Below are 12,730 nucleotides of genomic sequence, written 5' to 3' on the forward strand. Positions count from 1 at the left end.
GTGTGAACGGCTCAATAACCAATTTAGAATCAGCAAAAGGAATCTCTTATGCAACTCAATGAAACGCACGATAAGAATTTAACCAGTTGGGTCAGCTCAGCCAACGCCAATACCGATTTCCCTATCCAAAACTTGCCATTTGCCACCTTTCGTCGCAAAGGCAGCAACGAAGTCTTTCGCGGTGGTGTCGCCATTGGCGATCAAGTCCTTGACCTAGCCACAGTTGCACGCCTAGAGCTGTTTGATGAGCAGGCACAGCAGGCTGTTGAAGCCGCAGCAGGAAAAAATCTAAACGCATTTATGGCCATGGGCCAAGCGCATTGGTCAGCATTGCGTCTGGCTTTATCGCGCGCCTTACGCACTGATAGCGAGTTACAAAACCAGCTGCAAGATGCGTTAATCGCACAAAGTGACGTCGAGTATGACCTGCCTTGTCACATTGGCGACTACACTGATTTTTATACCTCGATTTATCACGCTACAGCTGTAGGCAGTTTATTCCGTCCGGATAACCCTTTGCTACCAAACTATAAATGGGTGCCCATTGGCTATCATGGTCGCGCCTCTAGCATTGGCGTAAGTGGACAAAGCTTCCCGCGCCCTAAAGGTCAAACTAAAGCACCTGATGCCGATACGCCATCGTTTGGTCCCTGTAAGCGCTTGGACTATGAATTAGAGCTTGGCATTTATCTTGGTAAAGGCAATGAGCTGGGCGACACTATTGCCTTGGATGACGCTGATGACCATGTGTTTGGTTTTTGTCTTTTCAATGACTGGTCTGCACGTGATTTGCAAGCATGGGAATATCAGCCACTTGGGCCATTCCTAGCGAAAAACTTTGCTTCTACCGTATCGCCGTGGATTGTTACCAACGAAGCGCTAGCACCTTATCGCCTTGCTTGGACACGTGACGAAAATGACCCTCAGCCGCTTGATTACCTTGAATCCAGTAAAAACCGCGAACTCGGTGCGCTTGATATTCAAATGGATGTCGCTGTTGAAACCGAAAAAATGCGCAGCGAGGGCAAAGCGCCGTACCGCTTATCACAGTCAAGTTTTAAACACTCGTACTGGACAGTGGCACAAATGGTCGCCCACCACACCGTTAACGGCTGTAACTTCCAGCCAGGCGATATGCTAGGTTCAGGTACTCAATCTGGTCCTGAGCACGAAGAGGCGGGCTCACTGTTAGAGCTATCACGCGGCGGCAAAGAGGCCATTGATTTAGGCAATGGCGAACAACGGAAATTCCTCGAAGATGGCGACACCGTGATCATGCGTGGCTGGTGCGAAAAAGAGGGCTATGCTCGTATCGGTTTTGGCGAATGCCGTGGCACCGTGCTCCCTGCTAAATAACATTCTTTGATATGGCAATACGCCATAAAAAAGTGCGATTTATCCCCTGTTCAGGGTGCGATAAGTCGCACTTTTTTCCGTTCAGTTACAATTTTTTGCTGGCTTTTTAATCTCACCTTGATATCTTAGCTGCGTTTTTGTCAGTAATTTGTCGCTATGAAGTTAACACCATCATACTTAGTTACTAAGTTATTCCCAGCTAAGCAGCTCTTGATCCGTCAACACGGCGAAGTCAAAGTTGTTGAAATGAGCACGACCAAACAGTGCATGTTTGCCCTTGGGGTGTTGACATGCATTGGTGCCTTGGCGAGCTTTGGTGCCTATAACTTCTGGCAACAAACGCAATTACAACACACCAGCGGCGATGTACTGGCCGAAAATGAACAGCTAAAACACGAATTGCAACAAGCACGGTTGGCGCAAGATGAGTTAATCGTCAAGTTGGGGCATTTAGAGCAGCGCCAACAGCTAACACAAAGCGTGCTGGCAACCCTACCGGCTTCATTAATGCCAGAGCAAGGTTTACCCTTTGAGGCCATAGATGTCAGTGACAGCAATATAGATACTCGTGTGGCTCGCCTAACACAAGGCCACGACAACACCTTTACGCTGCTAGACCAAGTGATTGCCAAGCGCGAACAGGCACTGTCAGAAGCTATTGCTCGAGCCGGGTTACCACAAACGGTGATGGACGAGCTCCTCGAAAAGAGTGAACAAGCCATTGCTCAAGGTGGACCACTGGAGCTGATCCTTGATGATCAGCAAACCGACACGTCAATGGATGTAGTCGACCGCCTGCTCACACTTAACCAATTAGAAACCATGCTCGCGCAAGTTCCACATGTACTTCCCGCTGCCGACTATTATATCTCCAGCAGTTTTGGCTTGCGTAAAGATCCCATGAATGGCCGCCGTGCTATGCACAAAGGCGTGGATTTAGCAGCCTGGCGCAATACCGAGATTTTTGCACCTGCTGAGGGCACTGTCGTTCGTGCAGGGCGCAATGGCGGGTATGGTCGATTCATCGAAATAGAGCATGCAAATGGCTTTAGCACCCGCTTTGGCCACCTCAATGAAATTAAAGTAAAACGTGGTGACACCGTAACTAAAGGACAAGTCATCGCGCTTATGGGAAGTACCGGTCGTAGCACAGCGACTCACTTACATTATGAAGTGCTGCATAACAACAAACATATTAATCCGGTAAAAATCACCAAGGCATTAACCGATGTTTTCAAAGAACAAAGATACACAGAATAGTAGGCCCGCTTTGAGTAAAAATACAGCTACCCCATCATTGATAGCGGCAGATGTTCGCTTAACAGGTACCCTCTCCAGCCAAGGCGAAGTTCAGCTCGATGGCCGTATTGACGGCGACATTAAAGCCGATACCTTAATTATTGGCAGCCAAGGTCAAGTTGAAGGCAGTGTTGAAGCCACTGATGTGACTATAAAAGGTCGAGTAAGTGGTTCAATTAGTGCCAGTAAAGTGGCGATTGAAAGCTCCGCGCAAGTACAGGGCGATGTCTTTCACGACACCCTAAGCATTGCCGCCGGTGCGACCATGGAAGGACAAATAAAGCAGTTAAACAAAAAAGACAGCTTTAGCGTGGTCAGCAACAATGATGTTGCTGACAGCCAAGTCAACGAGTAGTTTTACCCTTTTCGAGCGGTGATATACATGGTTATCGTCGCGCGGAATACAATTTCCCCTCGCGTATTAGTCACCTCGACAGGAACCAGCAAGTCCTCCTTATCTTGCCATTGATGTGGCAGTGGGATGTGCGCCGTTGCTGTCATATCGGTGTCCACCTTGTTCAGATATTCCACCGTCATCCCTTTGGGGATCCAGCGGTGGGTTTTATGTGGCACCGTGGCATCGGTCATCACCCCCGCGACAAGCTCAGCAGCATTACATTGCGCGATCGCATGAATGGTGCGGATATGGTTATGCACAGCACGGCGGTTTTTTACTTGGGCGACGCACTTGCCTGGCTCTAACAGAGTGATAAAAGGCTTTATTGAGCCAAAGTAAGGCGCTTTAAAGCATACGGCTTTGGAGAATAACCAGTGCCCAAATGGCCAGTTGGTCAGTTTTTTATAGGTTTTAAGTAAAGGGGGCGTGGACATGATAAGGTTCTCTTTCTAACTCATCCTACCAGTAAACCTAGAATCGCCGCGAAAATCAATTCATAACAAACAAATAACACGAAAATGCTGGTATCTAATAGTGTTACTCTTACAATGTTGGCTCGTATTATTAGAGTATTACTGAGTCTGTGCGTCATTCATCTTCCAAGCAAAGTAAAACCCTACTGCTCGTATTGATGCTGCTAGTGGTATTTTGTCCACTCGCTATTGATATTTATTTACCCGCTTTTGTGGTTATGGCCGAGCAAATGGCTGTGTCTCAAGCACAATTACAACAAAGCGTTGCCGTGTTTATGCTCACCGTTGGCTTAGGTCAGCTAGCTGCCGGCCCGCTTGCCGACAAGATAGGCCGACGCCCTGTCGCCATCGGAGGAGCCGTGTTATATGGGGTATCGGCACTGGCCGGGGCCTGGGCACCGAGCTTCGAATGGCTGCTAGTCGCAAGAGCATTTCAAGGCTTGGGGGCATGCGCGACATTTGTGGCTGCCTTTGCCATTGTCCGCGATGTTTTTGGACCTGCCCGTAGTGGACAAATGCTGACCTATTTAAATGGTATTGTGTGTTTTATCCCAGCACTGGCCCCCATTTTAGGGGCTTGGCTAACCGTACAGTTTTCTTGGCAAAGCAATTTTGTATTTATGGCGCTATGGGCTGTGATTGGTATCATCGCCACCCTTATGCTGTATCGCGAGACACGCCCTGCGGATAGTCACTATCAAGGTCACCTCCTCGACTTACGACGCTTTGTGCCCATTGTCCGCTCGCCCATTTTTACTTTCAATGCGGCCATAGCGATGATCACTATGAGTTCCATCTTGATGTTCGTGACCGCAGCCCCAGGGTGGATCATGCAGCACCTAGGCCATGATATTGGCACCTTCACCTTTTGGTTCACCGTTAACGGTGCCTTGAGTGTCCTCGCCTGCTTTATCGCTCCTCAATTTATAAAACGATCTAGCCGTAAAGCCTTGCTGTGGGGACTATCTTTACTATTAGTCAGTGCCGGAAGCTTAGTGTTGTTGCGACACTCTAGCGCTATCGCTGCGTTAATGTTCCCCATGTTTGTATGTGCAATGGGGTATGCACTGATTTTGGGCAGTGCAGCTGGCGCAGCACTGGCGCCTTTTGCCAAACAAGCCGGTACTGCTTCGGCGCTTGTTGGCGTTATGCAAATGAGTGGCGCTGGCGTACTCGTGCTTTTAAGTCAGCAATTACAATTAGCAGCCCCCGTTGCTATTGCGTTGCACATCGCCGCGTTATTGCCATTTTGGTTAGTGCTATTAAGTAAGCAGGGACGTTTGTTGCACAAATAAGAACCAACCTTTATCAGGTACTCTAGTGAGAACAGTTACTGTTCTCACTAGATTTTTATATTTTTTAGACTCTTAGACTCCTGTATATACACAAAGCTTCTGTTCTCCACCTTTTATTATTCCAAAAAAGTTATTAATAACGAGTCCAAAACCTTGCTGTTTTCCCTAAAGTGCGTACTATTGTTAAAGAATGTTAATCTATAGTTAACAACCTCCAACCGCTACATATAGAGGAAACTATGAAAAAAACAATGATTCGCAGCGCAATTGCGCTTGCTATTTTGGGCGGCGCCACGCAGGTATCTGCGGCTGACGACCGTTACATCATCCAAGTTGACAACGATAAAAAAGGCGTCGTTAAAGCGCTCGCTAAAAAGCTTGGTGGTGATGTTAAGGTTGATGGCAATGGCTTTTTTGCTGCTACCTTTACCGGAATGGACTTATCGACAGTTAAAGGTTTGTTGAACAATCCCCACATCAAGTTGATTGAGACTGATAGTCGCCGCTACCCCATGTCTGCTTACAGTGACGATATTGGCGATCCAATGACTCAGCAACTTACCCCGTATGCGGTGTATCAGTCGCAAGCGGATCAAGTCACTTTTAACGCTAACAGTGGCATGAAGGTCTGTGTTATCGATTCGGGTTTAGATAGCTCAAATACCGACTTCAACTGGGGCGCGATTACGGGCGACAATGACTCAGGCACAGGTAACTGGTTTGAGCATGGCGGCCCTCACGGTACGCATGTTGCTGGTACCATTGGTGCTGCTGATAATAACCAAGGTGTTGTAGGCATGGCACCGGGCGTGGATATGCACATCATTAAAGTATTTAATGAAAGCGGCTGGGGTTATTCGTCTGATCTGGCGCATGCTGCCAACTTATGTGCGCAAGCGGGTGCCAATATCATTAACATGAGTTTAGGCGGTGGTGGCAGCAATAGCACTGAAGAAAATGCCTTTGCTAATTTCGCTGCCAATGGTGGCTTATCCGTTGCGGCCGCAGGTAACGATGGTAATAATGTGCGCTCATACCCTGCAGGATATACCTCAGTCATGATGATTGGCGCCAATGATGCGGATAATAACATTGCCGATTTCTCCCAGTATCCGAGCTGTACCTCAGGACGTGGTAAGAAAGCCACTGACGACGAGCGTATCTGTGTTGAAGTTACCGCAGGCGGTGTTGATACGCTCTCTACTTACCCTGCAGGGATGGCTGCATTTGCTTCAGCGACCGCTGATGGCGCCGCGTTTGAAATATCGGCAATGGAAAACACCGGTGCAACCAGTGGCGATTTATACTTCATGGGCACCGCTGAAGCAGTTGACAGCAACGCATCCGGTAAAGTGTGCTTAATCGATAGAGGCAATATCTCGTTCCACGATAAAGTCGCTAACTGTGAAAACTCCGGCGGCCTTGGTGCTATTATTGTCAATAACGAATCAGGCATGCTATACGGCACGCTTGGGGATACTAACAGCACCACGATTCCGGCAGTAGGCGCAGCGTTAGAACAGCGCACCACGCTGATGGCAGCAACGAACGCAAGCATTAACATTAGCGCCAGTGACTACGGTTACATGAGCGGTACATCCATGGCCACACCTGCTGTGGCAGGCCTTGCTGCCTTAGTTTGGTCAAATCATGCCAGCTGTAGTGGTGAAGAAATTCGTAACGCCTTTAAAGCGACGGCACAAGACCAAGGCGCTGCCGGTAAAGATGTATACTTCGGTTACGGCATCGTCAAAGCGGCCGCCGCTGATCAGTACCTATTAGCGAATGGTTGTGGCGGCAGTGGCAGCGGCGGCGGAGATACCGGCGGTGAGCCTGAGGCCGACATTAGCCTTAGCGCCTCTGGTTATAAATCTCGCGGTGCAGCCTTTGTTGATTTGAGCTACAGCGGTGCGGCTACCTCAAATGTTGACATCTATCGTGATGGTAACTTGATCACGACCACCGCAAACACCAACAGCTACACCGATAGCCTAGGTAAAGTGCGGGGTAGCTTCGGTTATCAAGTCTGTGAGCAAGGTTCAGCAGTGTGCTCAGCAACCATCACTGTTAATTTCTAAATTACTGCCTTTGACAAGCATTCAAAGCGGGCTTCGTGCCCGCTTTATTCTTCATAGCTAAGCTGATAGATTTACCGCTTTAGCTTTAAGCACACCATCATGCTCAACCCTGAACTATTACTTTCATTTCTTGGTGCCAGTTTTCTTATTGCCGTGGGTCCAGGCCCCTCGAATGCATTTCTAATGGCGCAAACCTTTGCCAACGGTCGCCAGGCAGGGATTCAATGTGCTATTGGCTTCGCACTCGGTGGTGTTATTCATACCCTTTTTGCAGTTGTTGGCTTATCTGCATTACTGAAAGCATCAGCGACAGCCTATACAGCCGTGCAGTATTTAGGGGCATGTTATTTAGCCTATTTAGGGATCATGACGCTGTGGCAAAGCAGGCAAGCAACGGCCATAGAGCAAGAGGATAAACCGCATGTCAGTGTCAAAAAGCAAAGCCCACTTTTTCAAGCAATGATGACGGAAGTGCTAAACCCCAAAGTGGCTCTGTTTTTCATTGCCTTTATTCCGCAGTTTGTTGACCCCTCATTGACTACCTCGACCACTGCTCAGCTGGCTATCTTTGGACTACTTTATCCCGTATTGGCGCTGCCTATTGACTGCACCTATATTTATTTCGGTGATAAAATTGCCCAGTACTTTAAGACTCACCCGAGTGCACAGTGCTGGATAGACCGCCTGACTGGCTTTATTTTCATTGCATTAGCTATCAACCTGCTGTTATAAAATGATAAATACGATTTATTGAGGCCCAGCAGTGAAACAAAAACAACAGCCCCTTCCGCCAATTAAAACCATTGCTTTAGTGGCTCACGATGGCAAAAAGCAAGCATTGGTAGATTGGTGTCAGCGTCATAAAAGCGTACTCGAAGTGCATAATCTGTACGGCACAGGAACCACGGGGCTGCGCATAGAAAAAGAAACGGGGTTAGGTGTTACTAAATTGCTAAGTGGGCCTATGGGTGGCGATCAGCAGCTCGGAGCAAAAATCGCTGAGCATCACATCCATATGCTCATATTTTTTTGGGATCCGCTTTCATCTCAGCCCCATGATCCTGATGTTAAAGCGCTACTGCGCTTAGCTGCGGTTTGGAATATCCCCGTGGCTTGTAATGAAGCCACAGCCGATATGTTGCTAGCAAGCACTTACATGCAAAGCATTATGCCGCGTAGCTTACCAGATTATGACAATTACCTCGCTGACAGAAGCCTCGACAACGAGTAAATCACTGCCCACGACGCTGATAGAGCGCATTAATTAAGCGGTTTTCTTTGTCTCAAATAGCTGGCAAAACGTGGCACGCCATTTTTTGTATAGCCATGGTATTTAAACGTTATAGTACTGCCGATAGCGGGAGGATTTGCCCGCTCGGCGTCGCTAAACCCAGTGCCAATTTTGAACTGCTTACCGCGCTCATCAACGACTATCAAGGCACCGAGCATACCTTGATATTTACCCCGTCCCTGCTGATAACCAATGACTCTAGCTTCGCTATCCATGTAAGGTTTCAGTTTTAAAACATTATCACTGCGCCCGGGATTAAAACGCGCATCACTGCGGTGCAATATCACCCCTTCCGCGCCTTGGCTAACTAACTCATTAAACCACTGCGATAATTGTGCACGGGTGCTAAAGCGGTGTTGTTTAATCGCCTCTAAGTTATCGCAGTCGCACTGAGCTATCGCATGTGTGTAGTCACTGTAGCGCTTGAAAAAAGGTTTATCGCTCGGTGCATCAAACACCATAAAGCGAATGTCCTGCCAATGCTCGGCATTGGGTTGATTGTCTAATACGGTGTTACTGACATGATTGAAGCGCCCTCGTCCCGCCCATAGCTCACCATCAAGGCGCATCGACGGCCAGTTTGCGGTAAAATTAGCGGGTGTATTGATAAGTAAACCACCACGACTGCGCAACTCGCCGTTAATCCAAGTCGCACGGATCCCGTCGTACTTTTCCGACGCAAGGTAGCGCTCTACTTGGTGTTTGTCAGTGAGCTGTTTCGCCAACTCCAACGGCGGTGTCGTCGCCCACAGTACGGGGCTGGCTAAAAGGATGAAAGTGAAGAGTAAGCGCATGACCATATCCTTATGCTGTTCGCTTACTCTTTAGTGTAGTAGCTATTTACGGATTTGTAGCAACTGTTGATATAAATCCGCCAGGTTAGCAAAGCGCCCATCCGCGTGGCTAAAATCTTGGGTAAGAGTGTGTGTATTGGGCACCACAGCAACGCGCAGACCAGCACTTTTGGCCGACATAGAGCCGGTATGGGTGTCTTCAATGGCGAGGCTTTGCTGCGCATTCGCGCCTAATAAAGACAGGCCTAAAAGGTAGGGCTGCGGCGCGGGTTTTGGCTCACTAACATCGTCCTTGGTGACCACACAGGCAAAGTACTCTGCCAATTCGTAACCGTGCAATATTGGCATCACCTCGTCACGCGTACTGCCGGTCACAAGCCCTACCTTGAAGCCATCCTCACGACAATGTTGCAAAATTTCCAGCGCATAGGGCATTAGCCGTGGTAAAGAAGTGGCGGCCACTTTGGCAAACTGGTCATTTTTTTGCTGCGCCAATGTCTCTGCACTAATCGCCAAATTATGCTGTGTGACCACCTCTTTCGCGGAGGCCAAGGTTGGACGACCGCTGTAACGCTGGCAGAACTCCACCTCATCATAGGCAATACCATAAGGTGCTAAGATGTTATTCCAACACTGAAAGTGCAGCGATTCGGAATCAACCAAAGTGCCGTCGAAATCAAATAATACGGTGGTGATCATGTCGGTACTCTCTCATGTTCATGTTACCGCCCCGACCGCTATGAAATGTATCGGCAAGGGCGAGTAAAATGGGCCGCTAGATGCTTATTGCTGTACTCCTGCAGGCGGCTCTGCTGAAGCCGGCTCGCCACTTTCTATTTCTACCAATTCATAGCCTCTGGCTTGACGAACGACTTTCAAAGCCGGTTTCGCAAAGGCACTTTTTAAGCGCTCAGCATCCGCTTTTAGCTCTTCTATGTCGTGTCCGAAGGGCGCAGCGCCGGTCTCTGACCAATTGGTCACTTTACCATTGCTGGTATATTCCACTTCATGAATCTGATAAAGCGGCTCTTTTCCGGCTTCCTCAGCCAAAATAACGCGGTAGTTCCAAAATCCAGACATAGTTACTCTCTCTATAAACACTCCCCTTAGGGCTTAGCGCAAACTTTACCAGCTCAAGCTCCCAATATAAACGAAAAAACCCGCCAATTGGCGGGTTTCAATAAAGCTAAAAGTGATTCTCGCTTAGAAGAAACTCACTTTAAATTCAGCACCGATGTAGCGCTCTTCATTCACCATTGCGGTGTTGTTGTTGAAGTCGATAGCACCGATAGCTTGCTGCTCATCAAATATGTTGCGTACAAAAGCTGATACTTCATACTCGTTATCACCCTGGTACCAAGTATAACCAGCACGTAGGCCTACTTCCGTTAGCGGTTTGCCTTCAAACTCAACAGACTCGTATAGGAAGTAATTGATTTCACTACGGTAAGAAACATCGGCGTAAGTGAAGAAATCACCCTCGCCCATAGGTCTCATATAGCTAAGCGTTAGGTTTGAGATCCACTCAGGCGCATGCGGTAGGCTGTTACCGTCAAGAATTGCCTGGCCACTGTTGTTAACAGGGTTGGTAACGATACATTGTGCACAGACATCAACTGCTAGGGTGTCATCTTTCAGTTCAGTGTTGTTGTAACTGAGGTTAAAGGTCGCATTAAGGTTGTCGGTTAACACCCACTGGGTATCAACTTCGAAGCCATAACCTGTGGTTTCATCAGCATTCACTAAACGGTTAAAGTTAGCACCACCACCAACCGCAGTAAGCTGCTGGTCGTCCATGGTGTAATAGAATACCGCCGCATTGACGCGACCACGGCCATCAAGAATATCCGACTTAATACCGGTTTCGAAAGAGGTTACGGTTTCAGACTCTGCAATCGTCACTTCGTTACCAAATAAGATACGACCTTGGATACTTGGAGCGCGGAAGCTATTTGCTACCCGAGCGTACCAATTGATGTCATCGCTCACTTTGTAATTGGTTGAGATATCCCAGCTCACGTGGTCATCACTTGGGTTCTCAGTAAGGAACAATACACCGCCGCCGACAGGGCTTTCGGTGCGATTTGCTGAGAATTCTTTTTCATCGTCTGAGTAACGCAGACCCACAGTGACTTTCAAATCATCAGTCAGGGTGTAATCCGCTGAGCCGAATACCGCCCATGCTTCGGTATCCTGCTGTTGAATCACTTTACCATTTAATTTACCAGGCGGCGTACCATAGGTGTCATAGCTGAAGTTTTCAATGGTTAATGCTTCATCAAAGTAGAAAACACCCACTTGGTAATTGAAGTCACCGGCAAAGTTACTCGATAGACGAAGCTCTTGCGTGTATTGGTCTTGATCTGGGATGCCATCGGCACTTTCAGATGGGAATGGAATAACACCCGGGCCCATGTCCGGTAAGAACGCAGCACCGTAACCACCGTCAATGTCGGCACGCGAATAAATTTCTGCGCTTTCCCATGCAGAAATAGAAGTCAGGGTGTAAAAATCATTAACGTCCCACTCAAGCTTTAGGCTTGCACCTTGCGACTCAACCTGTTGCGTCGCACGCGATGCAGCATCGTGGTAAACCACGTCATGCTCAAAGTTGTCGACTAAATCGTTGCTACCGCGTTTAATAGCATTGGCGCGAAAGGCGATAGGCGTACCATCAAGGTCGCGTACGTGGTAGTTGAATAAGCCGGTGAAGTCGTCGCCTTCGTACAAGAATTGTACACGCGCCGCTTTTTCACTGTAGCCGCCAAGCACATCTTCTTGCTCAAAACCTGGCGCGCGGTTATCAATGTAGTCGTCTTTTTCTTGCCATAGCAAAGAGACACGCGTTGATAGGCGGTCGGTTAACCCACCACCGACAGCGCCTTCAAAGTCTACGGCACCACGGCTACCGTATGAGACTGAGCCATAGCCTTCAAATTCTTGACTCGGTTTAACCGTATCGAACTTCACCAAGCCAGCTGGGGTGTTACGGCCAAACAATGTACCTTGTGGACCACGAAGCACTTCAACGCGGGCAACGTCAAATACCGGGAAGCCTTTTAAAATAGCGTTTTCTTGTACAACTTCATCAACAACAAGCGAAACCGGTTGTGAAGCATTCAAATCGAAGTCTGTGTTACCTAGACCACGAACATAAAAGCGTGGAAATGAACGACCAAACGAAGATTCAATAGATAGGCTTGGGATTTTCGCATTCATAAAACGAATGTCCATGCCCGCAGAGCTATAGGCTTCTAAGCCATCACCTTGCAGTGCAGATACCGCAACAGGCACTTCCTGAGCGTTTTCTACACGCTTACGTGCGGTAATTTGAATAACTTCGAGAGAATTGTCTTTTGCTGCAGGACCTTGTTGTTCAGCAGCGATTGAAGAGAATGAAGAGCCGGCAGCGGCTGAGAACAACGCTGCGTTAATTAATGTTGCAAGCGTGGTACGTTTCATTGCTTTCATGTTGGTTTTAGCCTTTTGTACACTCTTTTGTTCAACGGTAGATATGTAGCGCCGTTTCACCTGGCACAATGTTCAATTTTGCGCGCATCCTCGAGCGCGGACCTTAAATTTGAGAGTGTAAGAGCAAAAATAAGGCTGAACATTACGGGCGAGAATTATAGCACTGAAATTTGAAATTAGTTCAGTAAAAATTCATTAATTTGCAACATTTATCTACTTTTAGATACAGGTTTGATTTTTTTAACCGATTTTAGATGCAAATAAGGACATTTGTCC

Annotated in this window: 12 protein-coding genes; 7 read left to right on the forward strand and 5 right to left on the reverse strand. The window is 47.9% G+C overall.

From position 1 onward, the window contains the following. The first annotated feature begins 48 nt into the window (after positions 1–48). From fahA to EXT46_RS11845, 3 genes are all read left to right on the forward strand, one after another. Positions 49–1,356, forward strand: coding sequence for a fumarylacetoacetase (gene fahA, locus EXT46_RS11835; RefSeq protein ID WP_022945289.1), 1,308 nt, complete (start codon positions 49–51; stop codon positions 1,354–1,356). Positions 1,357–1,512: 156 nt separating this feature from the next. Further along, positions 1,513–2,616 (forward strand): M23 family metallopeptidase, encoded by a 1,104-nt coding sequence (locus tag EXT46_RS11840; protein WP_045978227.1) that lies wholly within the window; start codon positions 1,513–1,515, stop codon positions 2,614–2,616. Further along, positions 2,585–3,010, forward strand: a complete 426-nt coding sequence (locus EXT46_RS11845; protein WP_022945290.1) for a polymer-forming cytoskeletal protein — start codon at positions 2,585–2,587, stop codon at positions 3,008–3,010. Before EXT46_RS11840 ends, EXT46_RS11845 begins: the two co-directional genes overlap by 32 nt. 2 nt (positions 3,011–3,012) lie before the next feature. On the opposite strand, the gene EXT46_RS11850 is transcribed toward EXT46_RS11845, so the two are convergent. Further along, complete coding sequence (locus tag EXT46_RS11850) at positions 3,013–3,486, reverse strand: hotdog fold domain-containing protein (RefSeq protein ID WP_130147458.1); 474 nt, start codon at positions 3,484–3,486, stop codon at positions 3,013–3,015. A 149-nt stretch (positions 3,487–3,635) separates the two neighbouring features. Here EXT46_RS11850 and EXT46_RS11855 point away from each other — a divergent pair, with 149 nt between their 5' ends. From EXT46_RS11855 to EXT46_RS11870, 4 genes are all read left to right on the forward strand, one after another. Then, positions 3,636–4,820: a multidrug effflux MFS transporter gene (locus EXT46_RS11855; RefSeq protein ID WP_130147460.1), complete on the forward strand. Its 1,185-nt coding sequence runs from the start codon at positions 3,636–3,638 to the stop codon at positions 4,818–4,820. 251 nt (positions 4,821–5,071) lie between these two features. Next, entirely contained in the window at positions 5,072–6,898 is a 1,827-nt protein-coding gene (locus EXT46_RS11860) for a S8 family serine peptidase (protein ID WP_240701130.1), read from the forward strand. A 99-nt stretch (positions 6,899–6,997) separates the two neighbouring features. Further along, positions 6,998–7,630 carry a LysE family translocator gene (locus tag EXT46_RS11865; RefSeq protein WP_130147464.1) on the forward strand — a complete coding sequence of 211 codons (633 nt, stop codon included), beginning with the start codon at positions 6,998–7,000 and terminating at the stop codon, positions 7,628–7,630. Between the two features lie 31 nt (positions 7,631–7,661). Beyond that, entirely contained in the window at positions 7,662–8,129 is a 468-nt protein-coding gene (locus EXT46_RS11870; RefSeq protein WP_045978231.1) for a methylglyoxal synthase, read from the forward strand. Between the two features lie 29 nt (positions 8,130–8,158). Here the strand turns inward: EXT46_RS11870 and EXT46_RS11875 are convergent, their stop codons facing one another. The 4 genes from EXT46_RS11875 to EXT46_RS11890 all read right to left on the reverse strand — a co-directional run bounded on the left by EXT46_RS11875 (position 8,159) and on the right by EXT46_RS11890 (position 12,454). Further along, the gene (locus EXT46_RS11875; RefSeq protein WP_240701128.1) at positions 8,159–8,983 is read right to left on the reverse strand and encodes a DNA ligase; all 825 of its coding nucleotides are present in this window, start codon (positions 8,981–8,983) and stop codon (positions 8,159–8,161) included. 42 nt (positions 8,984–9,025) lie between these two features. After that, positions 9,026–9,682: an HAD family phosphatase gene (locus tag EXT46_RS11880; RefSeq protein WP_130147468.1), complete on the reverse strand. Its 657-nt coding sequence runs from the start codon at positions 9,680–9,682 to the stop codon at positions 9,026–9,028. Positions 9,683–9,766: 84 nt separating this feature from the next. Beyond that, a complete protein-coding gene (locus tag EXT46_RS11885; RefSeq protein ID WP_022945298.1) occupies positions 9,767–10,063 on the reverse strand; it encodes a hypothetical protein in 297 nt (98 codons plus the stop codon). Between the two features lie 123 nt (positions 10,064–10,186). Then, a complete protein-coding gene (locus tag EXT46_RS11890; protein WP_130147470.1) occupies positions 10,187–12,454 on the reverse strand; it encodes a TonB-dependent receptor in 2,268 nt (755 codons plus the stop codon). Between the last annotated feature and the right edge of the window lie 276 nt (positions 12,455–12,730).

The sequence above is a fragment of the Pseudoalteromonas sp. CO325X genome, from assembly GCF_004208955.1.
Taxonomy (GTDB): Bacteria; Pseudomonadota; Gammaproteobacteria; order Enterobacterales; family Alteromonadaceae; genus Pseudoalteromonas; species Pseudoalteromonas ruthenica.